21 protein-coding genes are annotated in these 25,641 nt (G+C 66.5%); 11 read left to right on the forward strand and 10 right to left on the reverse strand.

The annotated features are described in order from the left end of the window. Positions 1–185 precede the first annotated feature (185 nt). Positions 186–3,926 carry a murein biosynthesis integral membrane protein MurJ gene (locus tag ACFQZZ_RS02795; RefSeq protein WP_378673406.1) on the reverse strand — a complete coding sequence of 1,247 codons (3,741 nt, stop codon included), beginning with the start codon at positions 3,924–3,926 and terminating at the stop codon, positions 186–188. Between the two features lie 23 nt (positions 3,927–3,949). Between ACFQZZ_RS02795 and ACFQZZ_RS02800 the strand changes: the two genes are divergently transcribed. Beyond that, the gene (locus ACFQZZ_RS02800; RefSeq protein ID WP_378673409.1) at positions 3,950–4,261 is read left to right on the forward strand and encodes a hypothetical protein; all 312 of its coding nucleotides are present in this window, start codon (positions 3,950–3,952) and stop codon (positions 4,259–4,261) included. Positions 4,262–4,647: 386 nt separating this feature from the next. Here the strand turns inward: ACFQZZ_RS02800 and ACFQZZ_RS02805 are convergent, their stop codons facing one another. Continuing rightward, positions 4,648–7,341, reverse strand: a complete 2,694-nt coding sequence (locus tag ACFQZZ_RS02805; protein WP_378673412.1) for a hypothetical protein — start codon at positions 7,339–7,341, stop codon at positions 4,648–4,650. After that, positions 7,338–7,874 carry an NUDIX hydrolase gene (locus ACFQZZ_RS02810; protein WP_378673415.1) on the reverse strand — a complete coding sequence of 179 codons (537 nt, stop codon included), beginning with the start codon at positions 7,872–7,874 and terminating at the stop codon, positions 7,338–7,340. Before ACFQZZ_RS02810 ends, ACFQZZ_RS02805 begins: the two co-directional genes overlap by 4 nt. A gap of 548 nt (positions 7,875–8,422) precedes the next feature. On the opposite strand from ACFQZZ_RS02810, the gene ACFQZZ_RS02815 reads away from it, so the two are divergent. Beyond that, a complete protein-coding gene (locus ACFQZZ_RS02815; protein WP_378674033.1) occupies positions 8,423–9,835 on the forward strand; it encodes a CCA tRNA nucleotidyltransferase in 1,413 nt (470 codons plus the stop codon). A gap of 9 nt (positions 9,836–9,844) precedes the next feature. Here the strand turns inward: ACFQZZ_RS02815 and ACFQZZ_RS02820 are convergent, their stop codons facing one another. Continuing rightward, the gene (locus tag ACFQZZ_RS02820) at positions 9,845–10,660 is read right to left on the reverse strand and encodes a hypothetical protein (RefSeq protein WP_378673418.1); all 816 of its coding nucleotides are present in this window, start codon (positions 10,658–10,660) and stop codon (positions 9,845–9,847) included. A gap of 196 nt (positions 10,661–10,856) precedes the next feature. Between ACFQZZ_RS02820 and ACFQZZ_RS02825 the strand changes: the two genes are divergently transcribed. The 3 genes from ACFQZZ_RS02825 to ACFQZZ_RS02835 are packed head-to-tail and all read left to right on the forward strand — an operon-like array spanning position 10,857 to position 13,217. Next, a complete protein-coding gene (locus ACFQZZ_RS02825; RefSeq protein ID WP_378673420.1) occupies positions 10,857–11,612 on the forward strand; it encodes a LamB/YcsF family protein in 756 nt (251 codons plus the stop codon). 13 nt (positions 11,613–11,625) lie between these two features. Next, complete coding sequence (locus tag ACFQZZ_RS02830) at positions 11,626–12,351, forward strand: allophanate hydrolase subunit 1 (protein ID WP_378673423.1); 726 nt, start codon at positions 11,626–11,628, stop codon at positions 12,349–12,351. An 8-nt stretch (positions 12,352–12,359) separates the two neighbouring features. Then, complete coding sequence (locus ACFQZZ_RS02835) at positions 12,360–13,217, forward strand: biotin-dependent carboxyltransferase family protein (RefSeq protein ID WP_378673426.1); 858 nt, start codon at positions 12,360–12,362, stop codon at positions 13,215–13,217. Between the two features lie 56 nt (positions 13,218–13,273). Here ACFQZZ_RS02835 and ACFQZZ_RS02840 read toward each other — a convergent pair whose 3' ends face one another. Beyond that, positions 13,274–14,839, reverse strand: a complete 1,566-nt coding sequence (locus tag ACFQZZ_RS02840; protein WP_378674036.1) for a DUF4185 domain-containing protein — start codon at positions 14,837–14,839, stop codon at positions 13,274–13,276. Positions 14,840–15,088: 249 nt separating this feature from the next. On the opposite strand from ACFQZZ_RS02840, the gene ACFQZZ_RS02845 reads away from it, so the two are divergent. Beyond that, positions 15,089–15,637, forward strand: coding sequence for a hypothetical protein (locus ACFQZZ_RS02845; RefSeq protein ID WP_378673428.1), 549 nt, complete (start codon positions 15,089–15,091; stop codon positions 15,635–15,637). Here ACFQZZ_RS02845 and ACFQZZ_RS02850 read toward each other — a convergent pair. Together ACFQZZ_RS02850 and ACFQZZ_RS02855 are read right to left on the reverse strand one after the other, a co-directional pair. Continuing rightward, positions 15,627–16,979 (reverse strand): MFS transporter, encoded by a 1,353-nt coding sequence (locus ACFQZZ_RS02850; RefSeq protein ID WP_378673430.1) that lies wholly within the window; start codon positions 16,977–16,979, stop codon positions 15,627–15,629. The genes ACFQZZ_RS02845 and ACFQZZ_RS02850 overlap by 11 nt on opposite strands. 29 nt (positions 16,980–17,008) lie before the next feature. Beyond that, positions 17,009–17,470: an NUDIX hydrolase gene (locus ACFQZZ_RS02855; protein WP_378673433.1), complete on the reverse strand. Its 462-nt coding sequence runs from the start codon at positions 17,468–17,470 to the stop codon at positions 17,009–17,011. Between the two features lie 260 nt (positions 17,471–17,730). Here ACFQZZ_RS02855 and ACFQZZ_RS02860 point away from each other — a divergent pair, with 260 nt between their 5' ends. Together ACFQZZ_RS02860 and ACFQZZ_RS02865 are read left to right on the forward strand one after the other, a co-directional pair. Further along, positions 17,731–18,522: a pirin family protein gene (locus ACFQZZ_RS02860; RefSeq protein ID WP_378673436.1), complete on the forward strand. Its 792-nt coding sequence runs from the start codon at positions 17,731–17,733 to the stop codon at positions 18,520–18,522. Between the two features lie 93 nt (positions 18,523–18,615). Then, a complete protein-coding gene (locus ACFQZZ_RS02865; RefSeq protein WP_378673439.1) occupies positions 18,616–19,122 on the forward strand; it encodes a DUF4190 domain-containing protein in 507 nt (168 codons plus the stop codon). 3 nt (positions 19,123–19,125) lie between these two features. Here ACFQZZ_RS02865 and ACFQZZ_RS02870 read toward each other — a convergent pair whose 3' ends face one another. Then, entirely contained in the window at positions 19,126–19,629 is a 504-nt protein-coding gene (locus tag ACFQZZ_RS02870) for a hypothetical protein (RefSeq protein ID WP_378673442.1), read from the reverse strand. 147 nt (positions 19,630–19,776) lie between these two features. Here ACFQZZ_RS02870 and ACFQZZ_RS02875 point away from each other — a divergent pair, with 147 nt between their 5' ends. From ACFQZZ_RS02875 to ACFQZZ_RS02885, 3 genes are all read left to right on the forward strand, one after another. Next, positions 19,777–20,628, forward strand: a complete 852-nt coding sequence (locus ACFQZZ_RS02875; protein WP_378673444.1) for a Scr1 family TA system antitoxin-like transcriptional regulator — start codon at positions 19,777–19,779, stop codon at positions 20,626–20,628. Positions 20,629–20,638: 10 nt separating this feature from the next. After that, positions 20,639–21,016 (forward strand): DUF397 domain-containing protein, encoded by a 378-nt coding sequence (locus ACFQZZ_RS02880; RefSeq protein ID WP_378673447.1) that lies wholly within the window; start codon positions 20,639–20,641, stop codon positions 21,014–21,016. A 73-nt stretch (positions 21,017–21,089) separates the two neighbouring features. Next, entirely contained in the window at positions 21,090–23,123 is a 2,034-nt protein-coding gene (locus ACFQZZ_RS02885) for a M13 family metallopeptidase (protein WP_378673450.1), read from the forward strand. A 66-nt stretch (positions 23,124–23,189) separates the two neighbouring features. Here ACFQZZ_RS02885 and ACFQZZ_RS02890 read toward each other — a convergent pair whose 3' ends face one another. Together ACFQZZ_RS02890 and ACFQZZ_RS02895 are read right to left on the reverse strand one after the other, a co-directional pair. Further along, on the reverse strand, positions 23,190–24,266 hold the full coding sequence (locus ACFQZZ_RS02890) for an ABC transporter ATP-binding protein (RefSeq protein ID WP_378673453.1): 1,077 nt from the start codon (positions 24,264–24,266) through the stop codon (positions 23,190–23,192). A 35-nt stretch (positions 24,267–24,301) separates the two neighbouring features. After that, positions 24,302–25,630: an ABC transporter substrate-binding protein gene (locus ACFQZZ_RS02895; RefSeq protein WP_378673456.1), complete on the reverse strand. Its 1,329-nt coding sequence runs from the start codon at positions 25,628–25,630 to the stop codon at positions 24,302–24,304. Positions 25,631–25,641 lie beyond the last annotated feature (11 nt).

Below are 25,641 nucleotides of genomic sequence, written 5' to 3' on the forward strand. Positions count from 1 at the left end.
GAACCCGGTAGCTCCCCTGCTTAGAGCGCGGAACAGATCATATCGTCAGGCACGATTCGGCAGCAACCAGACCGATCGGGACGCGGATGACGGCGACAAGTCTGATGGCGACAAGGCCGGAACGCCGACCTGCGGCGGCACGGTGGCAGACACGTGCGGCGGGCGTCAGCGAAGGTGCGCGGCGGCTAGGGCGCGGCGTCGAAACGAATCTCGGCGATCGAGGTCTGGAACCGGCCACCGGAGTTCCCCAGTCCGGTGATCCAGACGAGCACATAGCGGGTGGATTGGTCGGTGCGCACGGGAATCTCGGTGTCGCCGTCCGCCAATCGCGCGGAGCCGATCAGTTGAGTCTGGTCGAGGGTGGGCGACGCGGTCGGCGAGGTACGGATTTCGACCGTGGTGCCCGGGCTCGGCGACGTGATCGATACAGTCGTCAGCTTCGCCGGGCTCGGCAGCGTGGCCATCAGCCCGACCCCCTTCTTGAGGGCCGGGAACTGCTGGAAATACTGATCGGAGCGCCAGAGGGTGGCGGGATCGTGATCGAGCACATCCTGCACGCTGCCCACGCCGTCCGGGGTGCCCTCCGGGGAGAACACCGACACATGGGTGACCGGGAGCGGCACGCCGCCCGCCGGGGTCGGCGTAGACCCCGGAGCCGGGGCGGGTGCGGCTGAACTATTCGTGGTGAGGCCGATATTGCGTTGCTCGTTGAGCGGCGCGTCGGACGCACCGGGCGCGAAGACACTGACCATCCACCACAGCACGATGCCGACGACAAGCGCGGCCAGGATGCCGAGCCCGACCATGATCCACATCATTCGCTGCGAACGCTCCCGTTCCGCCGCGAGCAGTTCGGGATCGGCTAGCGACTCGTCGACTCTGGTCGGCGGGCGCTGACCGAGTCGGAGTACCGGGATGAAGTCGGTCTTCTGATCGACCACCGACGCCTGTTCGAGCACGTGCTGCACCGTCGCGGCGGTACGGACACCCTTGTTCGATTCCAGCGAGCGCACGGCGACCGCGGAGATCTCGAACGGCACTTCGGGTCGGATCTGCCTCGGCTCGACGGGAGTGCCGTCGGGGCCGAAATCGGCCAACCGCAGTCCGCCGATCGTCGCGGCGGTGCCGGTGATGCCGCCGGACCGGATCGGCCAGCGCGCCGTGATCAGCGCGTAGAGCATCGCGCCGAGACCACGCACATCGGACTGCGCGTCGGAATCGGCCAGGGTGCCTGGGAAGGCGAGCACCGCATCGCCGGACGCGCTGATCCGAATCCGATCCGGATGATCGATCGAAAGCGATCCGCCGCCGCGATGGGCCAATTCGGCGGCCGAGGCAAGGGCACGGACCGCCCTGGCCGCGCCGATCGGCGACGGCACGGTCTCGGCCATCTCACGTAGTGACCGGCCCGGTGTCCACTCGGCCACCACGATGCCGCCGGAACTGCCGCGGACCACATCGAGAACACGTGCGAGACCGGGTGAGTTGATCCGGCCGAGCCGCAGCGTGCGCGACAGAATCGCCTGCGGGCCGTCGTGGCCGGAATTCTCGCTCGCCTTCTGATCGGCGTCGACGAACGTCAGCGCGACCTCGCGGTCGAGCTTGATGTCGAGGGCCTGCCAGAACTTGAGCCCACGCGAACCGCCGTGGCCTGCCAGCAGCCGGTAGCGGCCGCCCGCGACCGAGGCGCCGGGAATCAGCTTGGGGCCGCGCGGAATTCGACGACCACCCGGATCGCCACCCATAGGTGGCAATTGGGGCGGGATCGGAATCATGCCGGTGTCGTACATCGGATCACGTTCCGGAGCGTGTAGCTTGCCCTCGCCCGGTGCCGGTCCCGAATCGCGATCCGGAGGACCGGTGTCGGTCTCCTGATTCGCGTATGCGGGATCCGACGCATCCCCGGCATTCGGCGGGACGTCAGTGGAGAGCCCGCCTGCCGTGGCCGCAGAAGAATCGGCGGCCGGGACGCCGCCGCCCACTGCCGCGTCGTCGCTCACCCTCGGTCCTCCTTCGCCCTTATATGTCGAGGTTCCGGCGAATTCGCCACTTGTGCTTCTCTGCCGAACAGGGTACGGGAACTCACCCTTGCCGGTGATGTCAACGGCATCGCCTCTGATCACGGGCAGCACCATGGTCTGGGCATCCATGTACGGGTCGAATTGTGGGTAGGCATATGGGTCGGGCCTGCGGAACACCTGCGTCGCGTAGACATCCTCGACCGGGCTGTCCAGATCGAGGTCGGGGGCAGGCGGCGTGAGACCGAGCCGGCGCGAGATGGCGACGGTGATTCCGACAATTTCCGGAATACCGGCGAGTCGCATCAGCCCGAACGCCACTGTGAACATCACGATCGCCGACACCGCGACGCGGATCAGCGAGCCGATCCCGCCCGACAGGCGATCCAGCCCGAGCACCTTGTCCACGATCAGCATGACCGCGCCGCCCGCGACCGAAGCCAGCACGACGCGGGTCACCGTCCGACTGACATTGACCATGCGCAGATCGCCGAGACTGCGGTGCAACAGATAGCCACCGATCACGGCGCCCGCTGTGAAGCCGAGGCCGGTGGCGACACCGAGCACGATGACAACCTCGTCGCTGCTGCTCGCGACGAACGGCGCCAGGGCCGAGAACAGGATCTTCACGCCGGTGATGCCGAGGATGATCCAGGTCGGCGTCCACGCCTGCTCCCTCGCGTAGAACACGCGCAGGTGAATCAACACCAGCGAGTACGGAATCAGGGCGAAGGCAGACCAGCTGACCGCGTGGCCGAGGCGGGAGGCATCTTCGGCGAACCGCGCATAGCCGAACAGCCCCTCGCCCACCTGCGGGCCCGCCAGCGTAAGGAAGGTGACCACGGGGATCAGGGCGATCATCGTCAGCCTGGTCGCGACCGAGAGGTCGTCCACGACTGCCGGTGTGTCGTTGGCGGCGGCGTTGCGGCTCAAGCGCGGCATGATCGCGGTGAGCAGCGTGACGCCGAGAATGCCATAGGGCAGTTGCAGCAGCAGCCAGGCCTGCGAGTAGATCGCCGGACCCGCTTCATCGGCTTGCGAGGAGATGTTGTTGGCGAAAATCAGGCCGACCTGGCTGATCAGGACGTACAGGATGATCGCGCCGCCCATGGTGCCGAACTGCTTGAGCCTGGCGTCGATGCCCCATAGCGGCCGCAGGTCGATGCCTTCTCTGCGGATCGCGGGCAGCAGGCTCACCGCCTGGGTGATGACGCCGAGCGTGACGCCGCAGCCGAGTACGAGCAGTTTCGGATCGCTCATGCGCACCGGGTTCAGGGTGATCTCCCCCGGCGTCAGTGCATAGAGGCCGAGGGCGCCGAGCACGACGAGGTTGTTCAGCACCGGCGCCCACGCGCCCGGTTTGAATACCTGGCGGGTGTTCAGGATCGCGGTGAACAGCGCCGACATGCCGTAGAACAGGATCGCTGGCAGCAGCAGGAAGGTCAGTGCCGTGGTCAGCGCGGTGTTGACCTTGCCGTCGGAGGACACGAAGACATGCGTCGCCAGGATCGGTGCCGCGGCGGTGGCAAGCAGCGCGGCGGCGGCGAGCACCGTGAACGCCGCGGTCACCAGTCGCCGGACGAAGGCAGTGCCGCCGTCGGCATCCTCCTGCTCGGCACGCACCAGTGTCGGGACAACCATGGCGGTGAGCACCGCGCCGAGCACCAGCTCGGTGATCATGTTCGGGATCAGGCTGGCGGAGGTGAACGAGCTGGCGATGGCCGGGCCGAGCACGGTAAGCAACAGCAATTGCTTGCCGAATCCGGTGATTCGACTGACCAGCGTGGCGAACGCGATCGAACCGGAGTCGCGCAGCAGGCGCGAATTCGCGCTCTGTTTCGGTTCCGGGGCATCCGTGGCGGATCTGGTCTGGGCTGCCATCTCGCGGGTGGTCGGGCGCTTGTCCATCGCGCCACGCGGGGCAGGGGCCGGTGGTCGATGCCGCTGTTGCGGCGGGTACGGCTGCGGCCGCGCCGGTGGTGGAGGTGGTGGCGGCGGCGCGAAACGCTCGGGCGGCACGCGGCCGGGCCGGTCCGGTCCGGGGCGTCCCTGGTTCGGCGGCAGCGGGCGGGCCTGCCCGGGACCGGGTGGCGGCGGCACCGGGTACTGGCGTTGGCCCGGATGCGGGCGCGGTGCGGGACGTTGCGGTGGCGCCGGCTGTCGCGGAATGGGTCCGGAAGGTGGTGGCGGTGGTGGTGGCACCATCCGCTGACCTTGTCGCGGTGGCGGGGCGGGATGGCTGATCCGTGGCATCGGCCTGCCCGGGTCACCGTAAGGATCGCCGGGGTTCATATCCGAATCCTCGTCCTGCGGCTGCTGCAGTCGACGCTCCCAAGGCGCCGCTGGAGCGCGGCGGGCCGGTGGCCCGTCGTGTCTATCGCCAGGTCGATGTTGATGAGCGGATAGTTCATCGTCGCCCATCATGCCTCCTGTACCCGCCGGAAAAGCCGCATCCCGGCGGTTCGGTGAGCAGCGTTTCGACTGTTTCGCTCACCGTGACTCCCCAGTTCTACCGATCTCCCCCGGCCGATCGGCCTCGCCGAGGGCGCTACGTGATTCTCCACCACTGTGCCATCGTGCACTGCGGGACAGCTAATCGATGCAGGTGAGGGCGCTATGCGCGCGTCGCTCACGGTGCCTCCTGCTGCTCCTGTTGCCGTAGTACTCGTTGCCGCGCACGCCGGTATCTATTCACTCGGCGCCGGGTTCCTGGATCGAAACCCTCGTCGGCCGGATCCGGCTGTCCGCGGAACCGACGCCACAACCGACGCCCGGCCAACAGAAACAGCAGTATTCCGGCACACGCCGTAATTATTGCCAAGGCCTGACCGTAGGCGTTCGAACGCACCGAAACTGAAGTGGGATTGCCGAGCGGGATTCCGTCGGGCGTGGTAAGGAAGATTGGAATGACCAGGTTGCGGCTGTCGCTCACCTCGGTCGGGATCTGGAACGAGCGAGTTCCGGTGGGCGGCAGCACCTGCTCGCCGATATCGGTGATTTTCGTCTCCGCGGGTGCCTCGATCCGGAACTTGACGCGGATCGCGACCGGTAGCTCATTGCGGGCGACCAGTAGCAACGGGCTCTGCTCGGAGGCCAGGGTGTACACCCCACCGGGTGGCAGTACGGTCACCGATCGGTACAGGTTGTCGAGCGTCCGCGTGGTCTGATCGAGCCGCCGCTGGGCGAAGGTGTCCGGCTGTGCGGCATCCCCGGTCCGTCGATCGGACAGGGTCAGCGCCCGCAGCAAATCGTCGCGCAGCGGGGTCAGGAACTGGCCCGGCGTCGGCTCGGCCTCCGGCAACTCGACCAGCGAGCGCATGAGCTCGCTGATCCGGTGCCCTTGCTCGCGCACGGGCAGCACGAAGCGTTCGGGTACCGCGTCTGCCGCGGCTTGGGGCAGGTAGTCCAGCTCGTAAGGCTGGCCGTCGGGCGGTTCGGCCAACAGCTCGTGGAACGCGCGGGGAGTGGCGAGGTTGTTGCGCACCAGCAACTCCACCTGGCGCAGTAGCGCCGTGGCCTCGTCCCGGCTGGCCCCCCACTGCTGTGGCGGCACAAGCAGCATCGAGCGCGGCCGGTTCGGCTCGGGGTTCAGCGCGGTCCAGGAAATGGCGCCGAGCGCGTCCTGCAGCCGGGCCATCCGCGAGTCGTTGGTGACGTCGTAGCGCACCTTCGCGGGGGTGAACGATGGCGTCGGTGGATTCGAACCGACCGCGGCGAGCGCGGTCGCGGACCAGATATCGAACGTCGCGGCGTGCAGCGCCGGATCGGTCGCGGGCCCCGCGGGCGGGGCCGGGATAGCGCCGTTGGGCGGTAGCGCGCCGTTGGACTGCGTCTGGCCGTTGGTCGGCGCCGCGGTCGTGGTCGGTATCGCGCCGGTGGGCGGCTCGGCCGCACCGGTCTTATCGGCGCCGACCTGCGCCGCGGTGATCTCCGGCAACCGGACTATGTCGGGCGCGGCGGCATCCGGAATCGGCACGTTCGAGATGGTCGAATTCGAGGTCGGCTGACTGCCGGTGGTGGTGCGCCCCGCACCAGTGGTCGCGGGCGACGATTCGGACGAATCGTGCGAGCCCGCGGAGCCGACGGTGACAGCGGCGGTGTCGGCCAGTACCGCGGTTCCGAAACCGTGGCCGCGCAACAACATTCCTGCGCTCGTGTCGATGCTGCCGGAATCGGGCAGGCTCACGCCGCGCACCGACCTGGTGGACAGGAGCGAGTCGATAATGTCGGCGGGTGCGTTCAGCGCCCTGGCCGACAGCTCGGGATCGTTCACCGCGGCCAGCGCCGTGACATCGACCTGGGCGAAGGGCAAGGCCACCGTGCACACCGACGCGGCGAGCGCGCGCAACCGGTCCAGCCAGGTCTGCGCCTGGTCCGCGCCGGTGCCCGTCCTGGTCGCGCCGTCGGGATCGGACGGACTTGCCAGCACTCGATAACCCTTGGTCATTGCCTGCACGGTGACGAGCAGATCCGGATCGACCGCGACGCACACAGCCGTGGCCAGGGTCCGATCCCGGCCGATATTCGTGCCGATCGCCGATTCCAGCGCGCCGAGCAACTGATCGAGGCGACCGCCCTTGCCGAGTGAGGCGGCCAACTCGTCGTCGGTGAGCTCCGCCTTCCCATTGACCGAACCCGGGTGGCCCGCGACCAGTCGAGGTCGGTCGGCCAGCGGCCACAGCAGCGTCGTCGCCATCGGAGCATCAGTCGCGGCAGCCACCGCCTGTGCCGCACTGCCGTCGGACTCCGCATTCGCCGCGGGCGGAACACCGAGCACCGGCAGTAGGAATCGGGCGTCGTCGAGCCTGGCCTGACTGCCGTAGGCCGGTTCACCGTTCACATTCAGCAACAACGGATAGACGCCGGGCGTGGTGATATCCAGCGAGGATGTCGTATCACGACCGCCGGGGCGCAGCGCGATGCTCAAGGTGAACTGCTTGCGCTGACCCGGGCTCAAACGCTCGACGACATCCTCGAACGGGCCGGTCACGTCGTAATTGACCTGATCGAGGCGCAGCGCGGAACGCAGCAGACTCGGCGAGGCAACCGCGGCGGCACGCTGAATGCGCACGACGATGTCGTCGACAACGCGGTCACCGATATTGGTGATGGTGCCCGACACCGTCAGCATGGGATCGCTGAGCGTGGTCACCGCGGTCGGCGTCACCGAATCCAGTGACAGCTTCAAGAATTTCGGCGTCGTCGACCCGTTCGACCCGGTCGGTTGTGCGGCCGCCTGCTGCGCGAGCAACATCGGTGCCACCGTCGCCGAGCTGAGAATGGTCAGGACCGCCACGATGATCCGGAACAGTCCACGCGTCATCGCTTGCCGGTCTCCATCCGGTCGATCATCCGATTCGCCACCTCGGCCAGGCGCCGTTCGTCGGCGTAGGCCAGTCGAGAATCCAACTCGCTCAACGGAACCCAGGCCACCTGGGTGACCTCGACGTCGGCGTCGGAAAGCTCACCGCCGACCGATCGCAGCAGATAATGATGCACGGTTTTGTGTACCCGACGACCCTCTGTGACGAACCAGTAATCGATACTGCCCAGTTCGGCGACCACTATTCCGTTGATTCCGGTCTCCTCGGCAACCTCACGGATCGCCGTCTGCTCGGAGGTCTCACCCTCTTCGATATGCCCTTTGGGTAACGACCACAGCAGTCTGCCGCGGCGATCGGTGCGCCCGATCAGTGCCGCACTCCGCTTGTCGCGCGGACCATCCAGCCCGTCGACGACCAACCCACCCGCCGAGGTTTCCCGGACCGTACGCATGCGAGGTTTCGCCGCGTTGGCGGCCGAACCGCGGCGCCGAGGCTGGCGGCGTCGACTGTTCGCACGATCGGCCGGAGACACCCAGCAATCCTACTGGGTTGGATTTGCAGTGCCTGCGGCACTGCGTGTTCGCTGTGCTTGTTCGGCAGCGCCTGGCGGCGCTGCGTGTTCGCGGCCCCCTTGGGCTCGCTTCCGAGCGGCCGAGACTCGCGCCTTCGGCGCATGCGCTTCGGCCACTCGGAAGCGAGCCGGGCCGCGAACTCTAGTGCTCGATCTCGCTTCGCTCGGAAGGCGATGTCGTGGCGAGGGGGTGCGTCAGTCGCGACGCTCGCGACTTTGTTGAATGCGGGTCCGTCTCGCGCGCCGGTCGTGAACGTCTTTCGTCTCGCGCGCCGGTCGTGAATGTCGCTCGTAAGGACTCGCTCCGTGGTCGGCGCGTCGGTGGCAGGCGGTTCGGCCTTGGTTGGCAGTAATCGCCAGGGTCTGGTGTTGCTATGCGGGAGGCCTTATATATCCGGGGGGTGCTGCGTGGGTTGCGCTGGAATATCGGTTGCGGGGGCTCGGTAAGCTGCTGATTCGTGGTTTCGCCCCAGTCTGAGGATGCAGCAGCGCAGGATCGACGTACCCGATTGCTGGCTGCGGCCGCGGTCACGCTCGGGAGGTTGTCCGATGTGCTGACGCCCCTCGGCGAGTTGTTCGCGGCGCGCGGGCATGAGCTGTACCTGGTGGGGGGCAGTGTGCGGGACGCGGTGCTCGGACGGTTGGGGACCGACCTGGATTTCACCACCGATGCGCGGCCGGAGCAGGTGCAGGAGATGCTGCGTGGCTGGGCCGATCACCTGTGGGATACCGGTGGTCTCGCGTTCGGGACGGTGAGTGGGTCCAAGGCCGACCAGCAGCTCGAGATCACGACCTTCCGCAGTGATTCCTATGATCGGGTCTCCCGCAATCCGGAGGTGACCTTCGGCGACTCGCTCGAGGGCGACCTGGTGCGCAGGGACTTCACTGTCAACGCGATGGCCGTGCGGATCGGGGCCGACGGGTCGATGGAGTTCGTCGATCCCCTCGGTGGGATGGACGCACTGCTCGAAGGCATGCTGGATACCCCTGCGGCGCCCGAGGATTCGTTCAGCGACGACCCGTTGCGCATGCTGCGCGCCGCCCGCTTCGTCGCGCAGCTCGGCTTCGAGCTGCATCCGCGGGTGCGGACCGCGATCACCGCGATGGCACCCGAGCTCGACCGGATCACCGCCGAGCGCGTCCGCACCGAACTGGACAAGCTGATCGGCGCCGCGCATCCGATCGATGGCATCAACGTCATGTGCGAGACCGGATTGGCCCAGCGGGTGCTGCCGGAGGTGCCGGAGATGAAGCTGGAGATCGACGAGCATCATCAGCACAAGGATGTGTATTGGCATTCGCTGACCGTGCTGGAGCAGGCCATCGATCAGGAAGATGGCGATCCCGATCTGGTGCTGCGCTGGGCTGCGCTGCTGCACGACATCGGTAAGCCGGACACCAAGCGCAACGAGCCGGGCGGCGGCGTCAGCTTCCACCACCACGAGGTTGTCGGCGCGAAAATGGTACGCAAGCGGATGCGGGCGCTGAAGTACCCCAAGCAGTTCACCGAGGACGTGGCCCGGCTGGTGTTCCTGCACTTGCGTTTCCACGGTTACGGCAAGGGCCAGTGGACGGATTCGGCGGTGCGCCGGTATGTCACCGACGCGGGCGATCTGCTGCCCCGGCTGCACAAGTTGGTCCGCGCCGACTGCACCACCCGCAACAAGCGCAGGGCCGCTGCGTTGCGCGCCACCTACGACGAGCTGGAATCGCGGATCGCGAAGCTGCAGGAGCAGGAGGATCTGGAACGGGTCCGCCCGGATCTGGACGGCAACGCCATCATGGAATTGCTCGGTCTGTCCGCGGGGCCGGATGTCGGCAAGGCATGGCGCTACTTGAAAGAACTGCGTCTGGACCGAGGACCGCTCACTCGCGACGAAGCCGAGGCCGCGCTGCTGGAATGGTGGAAGACGCAGGTCTGATTCGCCGGGTCAGAAGACGATCAGCGTGGTGCCGGTGACGATCGCCGAGCGGATCTGCGCCAGGTCGAACGATCCAACTATCGCGGGCAGCTCGACCCGGAACCGGATCAGGTCGCCCTCGCGGCGTGCGTGCACGATGCGCGCCGCGTTCGGCAGGCCGTCGAGCAGCACCTCGGGCGCGGTCAACATCTTCCGCGGTATCCGGATGCCGAGCCAGTTCGCCCTGCGGATTTCCACGGTGAGCAGGTTGTCGCGCACCTCGGCGTCCACCAGCGCGGTGATCAGCCTGCGCCGGTGCTTTGCCTTGATCAGCCCGCTTTCGTCGACCTGCAATTCCCAGTCGAGCGGTCGGGTATTCAGCCACCCGACCAATGCCGCGGTGGTGACGGTGCCATCGAGGTCGAGCTGTTGGGTCCGTACCTTCGTCGGCACACCCGGAATCAGGCGAACACCGTGCGCGATCACGGTCACGGATTCGATCGGGTGATCGTCCCAGCGCATCCTGGACAACACCGTCTTGGTCTGGAAGTGCGCGCCTCGGCGACGGACCTTCAGCACCTGCAGGGTGGCGTGCAGGTCGTGTCCGAGCAATGTGGCGCTGACCTCTTGGCCGCCGAACCGGCTGAGAATGCCCTCGCTGAGCACGGTCATCAGCACATCCGGCATCAGCGCCGTGACCGCGCCCGCGCTCAGGTCGGCCACCGGATCCACCCAGGCGGTGGTGAAGGAGATCCATTGCTCGAGCAAGGACTGGTCGAACAGGCGCTTGCCGAGATCGACGGCCCGCAATGGTGACCATGACGTCGGATCGAAGTACGTGGCCATGATTGCACCGAGGGTACTTGGCCTCGGGGAACACGCCCATGCGAGCGGGTCCGGCCACGCCGTTCGCCCCGATAGCCACCACATTCCCGGCATCGGTCATCCTCGTGGGACACAGCCCCGCCGCCCGAACGTGGCACGCTGAAGTGTGATGCGGGTCTTAGGTGGTCGGACCGGCACGGATACCGGAAGGAGGCACATGTCGCTCGATCTGAACAGCGATCTCGGCGAGGGATTCGGCGCGTGGACGATGGGCGATGACCCGGCGATGCTGGATATCGTCACCAGCGCCAACATCGCCTGCGGCTTCCATGCCGGTGATCCGTCGATCATGCGCCGGACCTGTGCGCTTGCCGTCGAGAAGGGCGTCCGGATCGGCGCGCACGTCGGGTATCGCGATCTCGCCGGATTCGGGCGGCGCGCGATCGCGATGGAACCGGCCGAGTTGCGCGATGAGGTGCTCTATCAAATCGGCAGCCTCGATGCCTTCGCGCGGGCCGCGGGTGACCGGGTCCGCTACGTGAAACCGCATGGCGCGCTCTATCACTCGGCATCGAAGGAGCGCAGACTTGCCGACGCGGTGCTGGCCGCGATGGCGGAATATGATCCCGAGCTGGCGCTGCTCGGACCCGCTGGGACTCATCTCGAGCGCGCCGCCGAGGAGGCCGAGATACGTTTTGTCGGTGAGGGATTCGCCGATCGCGCGTACACGCCTACTGGCGCCCTCGCCGCGCGCGGCGTGCCCGGCGCGGTGCTGCAACCGAACGAGGCTGTCGCCCAGGCGGTATCGATTGCCTTGTCGGGAACCGCGCGGACGGTGGACGGATCCGGTCAGGTGCCGGTTTCCGCGGCGAGTATCTGTGTGCACGGCGATTCGCCTGCGGCGGTGGAGATGACCGTACGTATCCGAGCTGCCTTGGACGACGTCGGCGTGCTGGTGGGCCCATTCTGCTGAGGCTGGTGCCGTGATGAATTCCCCTCGGAGCGACGCCTCTTCCGGTGCGGTGGATCTGGACCCGGATCGGTTGATCCGTGCCGCGGGCGACCGCGCCCTGCTGATCACCCCGATCGGGCATGCCGCTGTGGCAGAACTCGTAGCGGTACTGCGGCGCCGCCCGATTCCCGGCATCCAAGATGTACTGCCCGCGGCGGAAACAATTCTGGTGACCCTGCTTTCGGTACCGGACGCGGAGCCGGTCCGCAGGAAACTGCGCACATTGATAGCGTCGACGTATCGACCTGGGCGCGAGCGGGATTCGCGCGTTGTTTCCCGTGGAACACTGCCGGATGCCGGAGTCCAGGACGACGCGGTGCTGATCCCGGTCCGGTACGACGGCGCCGACCTCGACGAGGTCGCGCGGTTGCTCGACCTGAGCACCGCCGAGGTCATCGCCGCGCACACCGGAACGGTGTGGCGCTGTGCGTTCGTCGGATTCGCCCCTGGTTTCGGTTATCTCGAGTCGCCGGACGGGCGGTTGACGGTTCCGCGGCGGGACGAGTCGCGCACCGCGATCCCCGCCGGTGCGGTCGCACTGGCCGGTGGATACACCGCCGTCTACCCGCGCAGCACCCCGGGCGGCTGGCAGCTCATCGGCAGCACCGACCTGGAGATGTGGGATGTCGACCGAGAGCCGCCTGCGATTATTCGTGCGGGAGCAGCGGTCCGATTCGTGAACGCGGGCAAGCGCCGGTGAGCCGGCCGATGATTGTTGTCGAGCAGGTAGGACCCTTGGCCACCATCCAGGACTTGGGGCGGCCGGGATGGTTCGATTCCGGTGTCGGGCCGGCCGGTGCGGCCGACCGGGCATCGTTGCGACTGGCCAATCGATTGGTCGGAAATCCCGAGGAGTACGCCGGAATCGAAGTACTGCTCGGTGGATTGGCGTTGCGGGCCGACAGACACTGCACCGTAGCGGTGACCGGTGCGCCCGCTCCCGCGACAGTCGAGGGCACTCCCGTCGGCCACGCGAGCGTGCTGGAACTCGCTGCCGGGCAAACATTTCGGCTCGGGCTGGCGAGCACCGGTCTGCGTAGTTATGTCGCGGTGCGGGGCGGGATTGAGGTGCCTCCGGTGCTCGGTTCACGTAGCCGCGACACGCTGTCCGGGATCGGACCGCCGCCGCTGCGTTCCGGTGATCGGCTGCCGATCGGACCCGCGCCGCACACACTGCCGAATGTCGAGTTCGCTCCGGTAGCCGACCTATCCACCGAAATTCTGACGATACGAGCCCTGCTCGGCCCGCGCGACGACTGGTTTGTCGATGCCGGAGCACTTTTCGACGGCGAGTGGGTCGTTTCGACCGATACCGACCGGATCGGCGCTCGACTCGATCGCCGCGCCGGTCCCCCGCTGCGACGCGGCGTCTCGCGCGAATTACCCACCGAGGGCATGGTGCTCGGATCGATTCAGGTGCCACCGAGCGGTCAACCGGTGGTATTCCTCGCCGACCATCCGATCACCGGTGGCTATCCGGTGGTCGCGGTGATCGTGGATGCCGACATCGACGCCGTCGCTCAGGCTCGTCCCGGACAGGCGCTGCGGTTCCGTCGCGCCCGCTGAATCCCGGCTCCGACCGCGGACGGTGAAACCATTGGTCGGGCACGAGTCTGCCGATGTCAGTGCGGCGGACTCAGTTGGGCATGCATGAGATACACGTTGTAGCTGTCCCACGCCGAAATGGTGAAGTAGAGATCCGTGTCGGTCGACCACGGGTGGATGAAGCCGCCGTAGGACTTCGGGTAATCGGAGGTCGAGACCAACGACACCGCATCGGTCCAGGCGCCCTGGGGCGCCGCCGCCGTGCGCATCACGATGGCGCCTCTGGCCGAATCCAGGTAGACCATCTGCCATTGCTGCGATGCCTGGTCGAAGCGCACAGACAATTCGCTGGCCATGCCGAGAACCAGTGGGGTGGCCAGGTTTTCGGCGGCCGGCGCCCATGTCCCGCCGACCCAGTACTGGTAGGCCGACTTGTTCAGCAACTCGGCGCTCGGCACCCTGGCCAGCCCGATCACGCCGACGCGGCCGTTGGGGGTACCGAACATGTAGACGTAGTCACCGTGCGGCACCATGGCCGCCACTTGGAAGCGGTCGATGCCGAAGAGGTTGTCCCACTTGGCATGCTGATCCTTGGTCCAGGTGCGCCCGTTGTCATCGGAAAAGGCGAGGCCGCCGTAGTTGGTCGACCACAGTCCGGGGATCCGGCTCCACCTGTTCACCGACATGTAGCTCATGTACTGGCGATTTCCGATCGCGAACCCGGAGGTCGGGATGGTGGTCGTCTCCCAGTTCTTGATTTTGCGGCTGCCGAGCAGTTCGACGGCGTGGCAGCGGCTGTCCTGCACCATCGTGTCGATGGTCAGGCCGTCGGACAGGTCGCGGTCGGTGCTGTAGCCGAGCACATTGCTGCGCCAATCCTGGTCTTCGCCACCGGCGCCGCCACCGCCCCAGCCGGTGCCGAAGGTATCGCCGAACAGCACGGCGACCTCGCCCGGCTTCGTCTCCCACATCAGACCGAGATCGGTGCCGTCGACCTGCCAGCGCATATCGGTGCGGTTCTCCGAACCGTGCCCGGTCAGCTGCCCGACCAGGCGCACCGAGTCCACCCGCGGCGGGGCGACCGCGGCCGCGAGCGGGCCTGGTTCGGCCGGGTGCACCACCAGCGGCGGCGCTGGCTGCGGCGGTTCGCCCTCACCACCGGGGACCGGGATCGGAATGGGCTCGATCTCGGGCTTGATCTCGATGCGCGGCAACGTGATCGGCCCGCCCGACCCGGAGCCGCTGCCGGAGCCCGAACCCGAACTCGAGCCGGTCTGCGGAGCCGGGCCCGGGTACGGTTCGGGATCGGTGTCGCTGGTGGGCTCAGGTGGCTCGGGCGAGTCGCGAATGTCCGGGCACGGATTGTCGCACGGGTCCGCGGGCAGCGGTTCGGGATCGATTCTGGTGTTGTCCTGCGGCGGATCGGGCACCGGGACGGGCATGAGCTGCGGTACCGGCACCGGGATATCGATCTGTGGCGGCACCAACGGTGGCGGTGGCGCGTTCGGGTCAGGCTCGCGATTCAATGGGTCGAAGCCGGTCTCGCCGCAGCTGTTCACCGGTGGCGGCGCCCACGGATGCGGCGCCGCCTGAGCGGCGGGCGCGGGCACCATGAGCAGTCCGGCGAGCAGCACGCCCAACATTGCGGGGGCGCACGGCGAGGTGATGCCGAATCGGGATGTCACAGTGGTTCTGTCGTCACGTCGCGGAGGCGGGTGGGAACGCTCGCGACCTGTTCGGCAGAAATCCCATGTGTTGTTGCCTCCCTGTCGAATCGGGTCGCCGAAAGATCAACGTACCGGACCTTTGTGCCCGAATGCGGGATGGTGAAGGAATTGAATCGATGTGGCACCGAGGGGAACCGAAAGGGGGCCGGTCGCGTCCAAAAAGACATGAACGAGATCGAGTACGTATTCGGAACGGGCGACGGAACGGTCCATGTCTGGTCGACACCGGCGGATTTGGAGCTGGCAGGCCCGGGCGTTGCCGATGCTCTGCAATTGGATTTCGACGGTGACGGACTAGCCGATGACGCGCTGTGGGATTCGCACGGCACCGGAATCGCCGATGTGGCGGCGCTGGATCTGGACGACGACGGCGTTCTCGATCATTTCTATACCGACCCCTCCGGCCTCGGCACCTGGGATCATCTGGTCACCGGCGCCGAGTCCGATGCGGGCAGTGAACAGCTCGACTGGATCGTGCGCACCGGTCCCGTGCCGGAACTCGGGGTGGCGCCGGAACACGCTGTTGCCCACGGACTCGGCGCCGAGCCATCGGACTCCGGGGCACCGCTCGACTTTCCGGCGGCGTGGTCGGACCGGCCGGCGCCTCTCGATCAGGTCGGCGCGTTGCACGACCAGCGCGCCTCAACGGGCGACCACGCGACCGATCAGATGAATTTCGACGACGGTCGGATCGGCGAGTCGTTCAGCCGGTAATCGGCCTGCGCCGTGAATTGAGTGTGATGGCCGCTATTCCGCCGCAATATATTCCGGCGCCCACCAGCACTACGGCAAGCGAGCGCCCGTCGGCGGGGATCACCAGCGCGGTGATCGCGATCGCCAGCACGAACGCAATGTTGAAAACCGTATCCTGCAGCGCGAATACTTGACCGCGTCGTGTGTCGTCGATATCGATCTGCATGGTCGCGTCGCCGGTCAGTTTGATCGTCTGCCCCGCCAATCCGAACAGGAATGCACCGACGAGCAGCAATTGTTGCGCACGGTGTGCGCCCGCCCCGGCCTCGGTGACCGCGGTGGGCGTGACGAATGCCAACTGGACGAACGTCGCGGTCAGCAGTCCGGCGATCACGGTCCGTGGCCGCCCGAGCCGAGGTATCAGCAATGGTGCGACGATCGCCGCGACCAGCATGCCCGCCGCGGCAGCGCCGATGGCGAGCCCGAACCGCGTCAGCCCGCTGTTCATGGTGCTGCCGTCGACCGGGGCCTGGCGCAGCACCAGCACCATGATCAGGGTGTTGGTGCCGAATACGATCCGGTGTGCGCCGATACCGAGCATCGCGGTGGTGACATGCACCGACCCCCACACCGCCGCCGCCCCATGACGCAGGCCGGTGGCGATCGCCCGCACCGCGCTTTCGTTGGTCCTCGACCCCGGATCCGGGCCGAGCACTCCGGTGCCGAACCCGGCCGCAAGGACCGCACCGACCACCGACCCGATGCCACTGAGCGCCACCGCGAGTGCCGAGGCGGCATCACCGGCACCGATCAGGCCGATGATCGATACCGATGCGGCGGCTCCGATGCCCGCACAGGCCGACGCCACCGTGGCGAGCACCGAGTTCGCGGGCACCAGCCAGTGCTGGTCGAGCACCCGTGGCAGCGCCGCGGACACACCCGACAGCACGAATCGACTGATCCCGACCACCGCCAGCGCAAGCAGCAGCAACGGTTTCGCGCCAGCACCAGTCAACAGCCCGACGGTGACCGCGCCGATCAGGATCGCCCGCAGCACATTGGCCACCAGCAAAACCGCGCGCCGATCCCAGCGGTCGAGCAGCGCTCCGGCATACGGGCCGATCAGCGAGTACGGCAATAGCAGCACCGCGAAGGCCGCCGCGATCGCGAGTGGATCGGTTTCCCGCTCGGGGTTGAACAGAATGGCCCCGGACAGCGCCGCCTGAAACATGCCGTCGCCGAATTGCCCGGTGAAACGCACCATCGCCAACCGCAACACGCCGGGGCTCGCACTCAGTGCGCTCCGCAGCGATACGTGCCCCTCGTCCGCGGGTACCGGGCTATCGGAGCGACGAGTAGACACGCCGAGAGGCTACTGGGTTGGTATCGAAGTCAGGAAATGTCGACGAGCATGCTGACCGTCTCGCGCATGTCGGGTGCCATCGGCAGGTCGTCGAGGGCCGCGGCGTCGATCCATGCGAAGGCGTCGTGCTCGCCGGGTGCCAGTGCCACCTCGCCCGGCTCCACCTCCACTACGAAGCTGTACTTACGCACCCTGGCTTTGGTTCTGGTGGCGTAGTCGAACCCGCCGAGGAAGTCGGTGATGCTGAGCACTCGCAGGCCGGTCTCCTCGAACAGCTCCCGCGCCACGCATTCGGCGAAGGTTTCCCCGGATTCGACACCGCCGCCGGGTAGTTCGTACATGCCGCCGCGGTAGTCGTCCGGGACCCGGCGCACCACCAGGAGTTTGCGGTCGCGGAACACGGCGACGCCGACGACAAAATCGGAGATGTCGTCGCGGCGCGCCTCCTCGCGCAGGTGCCGTTCGATGTCGGCGAGCGCTGCGGATCGCATCTGGTCGTCACCTCCGGTTCCGTTGTGGCACATCATGTTATGAACGCCGCACCCGGGTGAATGGACTCCCGGGTTCGGGCTGGAGCCGGTCGACCCAAAGGGGCGACCTACCGGTTGGTTCTGCTCACCTGCCGTTCACTCGCTGGTCGCTCGCGTAAAATGCCGAGTGCAGGACAATTTACTAGGAATTCGGAGTACCGCGACTGAAGTGCTCCTACCCTGAAAGGTGATCGGTGCACGGTCCCGAGAGGAGGACCACGATGTCCACACTCACGACACCACACATCGATGTCCATCGTGGCGGGGACCGTATGAAAACGCGCGTGTCCTGGCTGGATTCGAAGCACTCGTTCTCCTTCGGCGAGCACTACGATCCCGACAACACCCACCACGGCCTGCTGCTCGTCAATAACGAGGACATTGTTTCCCCCGGTCAGGGCTTCGACACCCATCCGCATCGGGACATGGAAATAGTCACGTGGGTGCTCGGCGGCAGCTTGGTGCACCAGGATTCGCTCGGCCACAGTGGCATCATCTATCCAGGCCTCGCGCAGCGAATGAGCGCCGGCACCGGAATCCTGCACTCGGAGAAGAACGACTCCTGGCGCCTGGACGGCAACAGCGCCGAACACGACGAGCCTGTGCATTTCGTGCAGATGTGGGTGGTGCCGGATGAGCCGGGACTCGCGCCGGGCTATCAGCAGCTGGAGATCGACGATGAACTGGCCGGCGGCGGCCTGGTGACGGTGGCCTCCGGGCTGTCGCGCTACCGCGACAAAACCGCCATCGCGATCGCGAGCAGCCATTCCGCGCTGCATGTGGCCAGAATGGCAGGCGCCGAGCCGGAGGAAACCGAGCAGACGATCGACCTACCCGACGCGCCGTACCTGCATGTGTTCGTCGCGCGCGGCGAGGTCGAAATGGAAGGCGTCGGCCCACTCTACGAGGGCGATGCGGTGCGCCTGACCAGGTCCGGTGGCCAACGTGTCATCGCGCGCAGGCCCTCTGAGGTGCTGGTCTGGGAGATGCATGCGCGCCTCGGCGCTCAATAGCGCGCGAGCGGCATTAACATCCCTGAGTAGGGAGCGCGATCAGTAGGGGACTGCCGTGTGTGCGCACGCTCCCGCCGGACTGAGAGGAAGTCCATGTCGCAATATCCACCGCCTGGCCAGTATCCACCGCCTGGCCAGTATCCACCACCAGGTCAGTACCCGCCGCCGGGTCCGTACCAGGGGCCGCCCAACTATTGGCAAGAGTCGCCCAAGGGCAAGGGCCTGGCGATCACCGCGCTGGTGCTCGGCATCATTGCCATCCTGACCTGTTGGACCCTCGTCGGCGGCTATCTCTTCGGCACCTTCGCGGTCATCTTCGGCCTGATCGCATTCGTGAAGGCGCGTTCGGGCACCGCCGGCGGCACCGGCATGGCCGTCACCGGTCTGATCCTCGGCGTGCTCTCGTTGGCCGCCGCGATTCTGCTGTCGATTGTCGGCTGGAGCTTCTTCGTCAACTCCGGCGGCAAGGACTTCTTCGACTGCGTGAACAAGGCGGGCAACGATCAAGCCAAGGTAGACCAGTGCACGCGGGACTGGAATCAGACGCTGGAGAACAAGTACAGCGTGACCATCACGCCCCCGCCCGCACCGACCCGCTGACAGTCAGCGCGCCGCACAGGCCCGGGTCGCGGCGACCACCTCGGCGAGTTCGGGGCGAAAGTCGTGCTCGGGCGGTGCGATCCAGGTTCGGTAACCGGTGTGTTCGTCCGTGGGTGAGGGCAGCACGATGTGGCTGCCCGGCAGCGCGACCGAGGCGCAGACTCGGAACAGGTCGGCAAAAAGGGCCATGTCCAGGTACGAGTTGTCGGTGGGGCCGGTCAGGAAGGTCCAGCGGCCCGAGCGCGGGTGCGCGATGATCGGGCCGCTTCGGCTGTCGAGGCGTTCACGTACCGGCTTGCCGAGCACCGCGGGCATAACTACCGCACCGACCGCACCGACCTCCAGCATGATGCGCCCGAGCGCGGGATCGACAACACCGTAGAGTCCGTTGTCCTTGCGGTAGCCGCGGCAGCGAGCGATAGCGTCCTGGATCGCCGCGAAGTCCTGCGCGGCCGTCGGCTGGACGTCGGTCTGTCCGAACACCCTGTGGCTACCTGATGTGCTCATGTCGAACCTCGCCTCGATGCTGTGTGGATCGAAATGAAGTGGATCGAAATGAATCGTGGAGCGGCCGCTGAAATCGACCCTAGACCTGCACAACATGCTTGACAATAGTCACACGCCGGTGAGTTGACCGGCGTACCATCGCCTGTCATGGCACCCGTCTCGCCGACCGTTGCCCGCTGGGAACTGGTGCTCCGCCTGCGCGAACTGCGCGAACAGCGGGGCTTCGATTCGGCCACCTTTGCCAAGCGCGTCGGTTTCACGCCGGCCAATTGGTCGCACGTGGAGAAGGGCAGACGGGTATTGACCACCAACACCATCGGCCCGGTGCTGGAACTGCTCGAGGTCGACGCCGAGGAACGCGAGGAATTGCTCGCCCTGCTCGAGGCCAGCAAGCAGCGTGGTTGGTGGGCGAAATCCGCCGCGCTGATCGGGCCGGAGTTGCAGCGGCTCTACGGCATGGAGTCCGGCGCGCAGAGCATCCGCAGCTACGACAGCCTGGTCGTGCCCGGCCTGTTGCAGACCGAGGACTACGCCCGCGCGCTCATCAGCGCCGACGTGATGATCCGGCCGGTGCAGGTCGAGCAGCTGGTTGCCATCCGAATGCGGCGCCAGGAGCGGTTGCGTGGCGACAACCGGATCGAGCTGACCGCCGTGATCGGCGAGGGCACCTTACTGCAGCAGACCGGCGGACCGAAGGTGCTCTACGGTCAGCTCGAGCATCTGGCCGAGCTCATCGACGAACTCGACAGCATCGAGGTGCGGGTCATCCCGTTCGCCGCCACCGCGGGCGCGGTGCTCGGCGGCTCGAGTTTCCATCTGATCGACTTCGCGGGCGAGCAGCTGCCCACCTTCGGCTGGGCGGAGAGCGCGGTATTCGGCGGCGCCGTCGACGACCCCGAACAGGTGCGCGATCTGAGCTTCGCGTACGTGCGGGCGTTGGAGCAATCATTGAACCGTGACGAGTCATTAGCCCTGATCAGCCGGTATACCCGAGTGTAAAATTCTGCCCATGGCCACCACCGCTACCCCCCGGTCGGTTTTCACTGACTGGTTCACATCGACTCGATCGAACAACGGCAATCAATGCGTCGAGGTCCGGTTCGATGGTGATGCGGTCCTCATCCGTGACAGCAAATACCGCCGCAACCCGGCCAACCGCCCCGCTGAAGAGCCCATCATCACCGTCACCGCAGACGACTGGACCTCGTTCCTCGACACCCTCATCCGCGGGCGAACTCATAGCGATTTGACCGTGCTCACCACCGCCGACGGACACACCACGCTCCGCCGCGGCGATACCACTCTCACCTACACCCCCGAAGAGTGGGACGCCTTCCTCGTAGGCGTTCGCGACGGCGAATTCAACCGCATCATCCTGCCCGCCTGATCACTCCCCCGGCCGCGCCGCGGCCGGGGCAACCCCTCGGCACCCGATCGCGCGGATCGGCATACTGGAGATCGTGACTTCCGAGCTGACCAGTCCTTCCGGTATCGATCTGTCCTACCTCGACGCTGCCGTGCGGGTGCAGGACGACCTGTTCGCGCACGTCAACGGCGCTTGGCTCGACACACACCAAATACCCGCGGACCGTGCGGTCGACGGCGCCTTCCGGACGCTGTACGACCAGGCGGAACTGGACGTGCAGACGATCATCCAGCACGCGGCGGCATCGGAACCCCAGCCGGGCAGCGATGCTCGCAAGATCGGTGACCTGTACTCGAGCTTCATGGACACCGAGGCCGTGACGGCCGTCGGACTCGCACCGATCGCCATCGAGCTCGCGGCGATCAGGGAGGTCGCCGACCAATCCGTGCGTCGAGGCAGTGCGTTCGCCGCGCTGCTCGGCCGACTGCAGCGCACCGGCGTCGGCGGCGCGCTCGGCATCTACGTCGACACCGACGACAAGGACTCCAACCGGTATCTGGTGCATGCCTCCCAGTCCGGGATCGGTCTGCCCGACGAGTCCTACTACCGGCAGGACGAATACGCCGAAATCCGCACCGAATACATCGCCCACATCGGCCGCATGTTCGCCCTGGCCGCCGCCGATCCGCAGCTCGCGGGTCTGCTGCCGGACGATCTGGACACCGTCGGCCAACGCGTGTTCGAGCTGGAGCGCAAGCTCGCGGCCGGGCACTGGGATGTGGTGCGTCGTCGGGACGCCGAACTCGGCTACAACCTGACCACCTTCGACGAGCTGACTTCCGAATATCCCGAATTCGATTGGACCGCATGGACTTCGGCTCTCGCCGAAGGCGTCACCGCGGCCGGCTCCGAGCTCTTCGCGGAAGTGATCGTGCGCCAGCCGGACTATGTGCGCACCTTCGCGCAGACCTGGGCCGCCGAGTCGACGGCAGACTGGCAGGCCTGGGCCGCGTGGCGGGTGATCCGCTCGCGCGCGGCGTATCTCACCGACGCGGTGGTCGAGGAGAGCTTCGACTTCTACGGCCGCACCCTCACCGGCGCGCAGGAGAATCGGGAACGCTGGAAGCGGGGCGTTTCGCTGGTGCAGGACCTGCTCGGCGAGGCTGTCGGCAAACTGTATGTGGCTGAGCACTTTCCGCCGGAGGCCAAGGCGCGGATGGTGGAGCTGGTCGCAAACCTGCGGGAAGCCTACCGGCGCAATATCACCGAGCTGGACTGGATGGGGCCCGAGACCAGGGCGGCCGCGCTGACCAAGCTGGAGAAGTTCACGCCGAAGATCGGTTACCCGGACAAGTGGCGCGACTACTCCGAGGTCGTCATCGATCCCGCCGATCTGGTCGGCAACTACCGGCGCGGCTACGCCGCCGACCATGACCGCGACATGAACAAGCTCGGCGGCCCCGTCGATCGTGACGAATGGTTCATGACCCCGCAGACGGTGAACGCCTACTACAACCCGGGCATGAACGAAATCGTCTTCCCCGCAGCCATTCTGCGGCCGCCGTTCTTCGACATGCACGCCGATGACGCCGCCAATTACGGCGGTATCGGCGCCGTGATCGGCCACGAGATCGGCCACGGATTCGACGACCAGGGCGCCAAGTACGACGGCGACGGCAACATGATCGACTGGTGGACCGACGCCGACCGCACCGAATTCGGCAAGCGGACAAAGGCGTTGATCGATCAATACAACGTGCTCTCACCCAAGGAACTGCCGGACGAGCACACCGTGAACGGCGAGTTCACCATCGGCGAGAACATCGGCGACCTCGGCGGCCTGTCCATTGCGCTCGCGGCCTACAAGATCTCGCTGGAGGGTGGCGGCGCACCCGAGATCGACGGTCTCACCGGCCTGCAGCGTGTCTTCTTCGGCTGGGCCCAGGTGTGGCGCACCAAGGCCCGCACCGAAGAAGCGATCCGCCGCCTCGCCGTCGACCCGCACTCGCCGCCCGAATTCCGCTGCAATGCCGTGGTGCGCAATATCGACAGCTTCCACGAAGCCTTCGACGTCAAGCCCGGCGACAGCCTGTACCTGGAACCGGCCGAGCGCGTCCGGATCTGGTAGCGACTGCGCGGCGAACCGCATTACCCCGCATCCCGGGTCGCGCCCGGGATGCGGGGACAGCTCGGCTCAGCGCAGGCGCAGCTCGGTGGCGCCGTCGAAGAAGAAGATTTCGTCGAGCTTGGGGCGCAGCCGCAGGTGATCGCCCAGGGCGACCTGGAAGCGGCGGTCGACACGGGCAACCACCTTGCCGGAGCGGCTGTTCCACTCTTCGGTGATGCCGTGGCTGTAGATGAAGGACTCGGCCCCGAGTTCTTCGAGTAGTTCGGCGGCCACGGCGAGGCTGTCGGGTTCGGTGGTGACTTCCCAGGATTCCGGGCGCACGCCGACGACAACACGGTCGGTCTGCACACTGTGTGGCAAAGGAATTCGCAGGTCACCGAGGATCGCCGCATTGTCGCGCACCGGCGCGTCGAGCAGGTTCATGCCGGGCGAGCCGATGAAGCCCGCGACGAAGGTGTTCACCGGGTTGTCGTAGAGCTCGCGTGGCGCGGCGATCTGCTGCAGCTTGCCATCACGCAGCACCGCGACCCGGTCCCCCATCGTCATGGCCTCGACCTGATCGTGGGTGACGTACACCGTGGTGGTGCCGAGCCGCTTTTGCAGGGCGGCGATCTGAGATCGGGTGCTCACCCGCAGCTTCGCGTCCAGGTTGGACAGCGGCTCATCCATGCAGAACACCTGCGGGCGACGGACGATGGCGCGGCCCATGGCGACTCGCTGACGCTGGCCGCCGGACAGTTTCGCGGGCTTGCGGTCCAGCAGCGGTTCCAGCTCCAGCATCTTGGCCGCTTCCTGGACCCGAACCATGGTGTCGGCCTTACTCATTCCCACATTGCGCAGGGCAAAGCCCATATTCTGTGCGACGGTCATATTCGGGTAGAGCGCGTAGCTCTGGAACACCATCGCCACATCGCGGGCTCGCGGTGGCAAGCCGGTGACGTCCTTGCCGCCGATCAGGATTCGGCCGGCCTCGACCGACTCCAGACCGGCAAGCATGCGCAGGCTGGTCGACTTGCCGCAGCCGGAAGGACCGACCAGGACGATGAATTCCCCGTCTGCGATGTCGATGTCGAGGCTATCGACAGCAGGCGTCGGCGCACCGGGATACAGATGCGTCACCCCGTCGAAGTGCACTGTTGCCATGCTGTCGATCTCCTTGTCTGATGGGCAGTGCCGAATTACTTGGGCAGCTTCGGTGTGATCTGCCGGTCGATAATGGCCTGTAGCTGACTGGCGACATTGGCGAAAGCCGTTGCCGGGTCGGCGTTCTGCAAACCGATCTGCTCCAGTCCGGTGCCGATGATCTGGTCGCCGCCCGGCACGAACACCCGCGCGTAGTCCTGTGACTTGGTCAGCGGCAGCTGCTCGATGGCGACCTTCGCGTTCGGATTCTTCGCCAGGAAGTCCACCTCGCTCGGATCGGTGACGGCCGACTTGCGCACCGGCATATATCCGGTGCCCTGCGAGAAGTACGCCGTGTTCGCGGCATTGGTGATGAACTCGATGAACCTGAGCGCGTTCACCTTTCGCTGATCGGGAATCCGTGCCGGAATGGCAAGGCCGGCACCACCGGTGGTGACGCCGGGTCCGTTCGGGTGCGGCAGGAACGCGGTGCCGAATTCGAGCTTGCCCTCGGCGTTCTTCTTGATGCCCTTCAGGTCGCCCGTGGAGGCGATGGTGGAGGCGATCACGCCGGTGCCGAAGTCGACGGCGATCTGCGGCTTGATACCCGCGTACTTCTTGGTGTGGATCATATCGCGCAGGAACTGACCCGCCGCAATGGTTTTGGGGTCGGTGAACTTCAGCGTCCACTGATCGGAGTAGGCGCCACCGAAGGTCCAGTTCGGGCCCTGGAAGGTCCAGGCCAGGTAGTTCTTCGCGTCACCCCAGCCGTGCGCGAGCTTGCCATCGCCGACCACAGCCTGGATTCGTGGGCCCCACTCGTCGAATTCCTGCCAGCTCTGCGGACCCCGGTCCGGCAGGCCTGCCTTCGCCCACACGTCCTTGTTGTAATAGAACAGCGGAGTAGAGCGGGCGTAGGGCAATGCGTAGTGCTTGCCGTTGAACACATAGTCGGCGGCCAGCGAATCGACGTAGTCGTCGAGTTGCACACCGGCGTCGCCGAAGTGCCCGTCCAGCGGCTCGATGGTGCCGTTGAGGGCGTAGTTGAACCACCACACATCCGACAGCACAACGACATCCGGCAGGTCACCGCCGGAGAGCGCCGCGTTGAACTTCTGCGACACCTCCTCGTAGTTCTTGCCCGCGTCGACCAGGTTGACCTTCAGGTCCGGGTACTTGGCCTGGAAGCGGTTGATCAGCTCGGTCTCGAGTTCCTTCGAGGTGCCGGGGTGGTTCGACCAGAAGGTAATGGTGTTGGCGTCGCCGGACTGCTTGCCGCCACCGCCGCTGCCCGCACATGCGGTGAGTGCCGCGCCCGCGGCGACCGCGCCGGCCAGACCGATGAATCCGCGCCGCGACAACGCGGGGAATTGTGATGTGGACACGTGGTTTCTCC

It is taken from the genome of Nocardia sp. GCM10030253 (assembly GCF_042675075.1).
Lineage (GTDB): Bacteria > Actinomycetota > Actinomycetes > Mycobacteriales > Mycobacteriaceae > Nocardia.

Coding starts and splice junctions, on each gene's coding strand:
- ACFQZZ_RS02795 (WP_378673406.1), bottom strand. CDS start 3,926: ATGGACAAGCGCCCGACCACCCGCGAGATGGCAGCCCAGACCAGATCC.
- ACFQZZ_RS02805 (WP_378673412.1), bottom strand. CDS start 7,341: ATGACGCGTGGACTGTTCCGGATCATCGTGGCGGTCCTGACCATTCTC.
- ACFQZZ_RS02820 (WP_378673418.1), bottom strand. CDS start 10,660: ATGGCCACGTACTTCGATCCGACGTCATGGTCACCATTGCGGGCCGTC.
- ACFQZZ_RS02825 (WP_378673420.1), top strand. CDS start 10,857: ATGTCGCTCGATCTGAACAGCGATCTCGGCGAGGGATTCGGCGCGTGG.
- ACFQZZ_RS02830 (WP_378673423.1), top strand. CDS start 11,626: ATGAATTCCCCTCGGAGCGACGCCTCTTCCGGTGCGGTGGATCTGGAC.
- ACFQZZ_RS02835 (WP_378673426.1), top strand. CDS start 12,360: ATGATTGTTGTCGAGCAGGTAGGACCCTTGGCCACCATCCAGGACTTG.
- ACFQZZ_RS02840 (WP_378674036.1), bottom strand. CDS start 14,839: ATGTTGGGCGTGCTGCTCGCCGGACTGCTCATGGTGCCCGCGCCCGCC.
- ACFQZZ_RS02845 (WP_378673428.1), top strand. CDS start 15,089: ATGAACGAGATCGAGTACGTATTCGGAACGGGCGACGGAACGGTCCAT.
- ACFQZZ_RS02855 (WP_378673433.1), bottom strand. CDS start 17,470: ATGCGATCCGCAGCGCTCGCCGACATCGAACGGCACCTGCGCGAGGAG.
- ACFQZZ_RS02860 (WP_378673436.1), top strand. CDS start 17,731: ATGTCCACACTCACGACACCACACATCGATGTCCATCGTGGCGGGGAC.
- ACFQZZ_RS02865 (WP_378673439.1), top strand. CDS start 18,616: ATGTCGCAATATCCACCGCCTGGCCAGTATCCACCGCCTGGCCAGTAT.
- ACFQZZ_RS02870 (WP_378673442.1), bottom strand. CDS start 19,629: ATGAGCACATCAGGTAGCCACAGGGTGTTCGGACAGACCGACGTCCAG.
- ACFQZZ_RS02875 (WP_378673444.1), top strand. CDS start 19,777: ATGGCACCCGTCTCGCCGACCGTTGCCCGCTGGGAACTGGTGCTCCGC.
- ACFQZZ_RS02880 (WP_378673447.1), top strand. CDS start 20,639: ATGGCCACCACCGCTACCCCCCGGTCGGTTTTCACTGACTGGTTCACA.
- ACFQZZ_RS02890 (WP_378673453.1), bottom strand. CDS start 24,266: ATGGCAACAGTGCACTTCGACGGGGTGACGCATCTGTATCCCGGTGCG.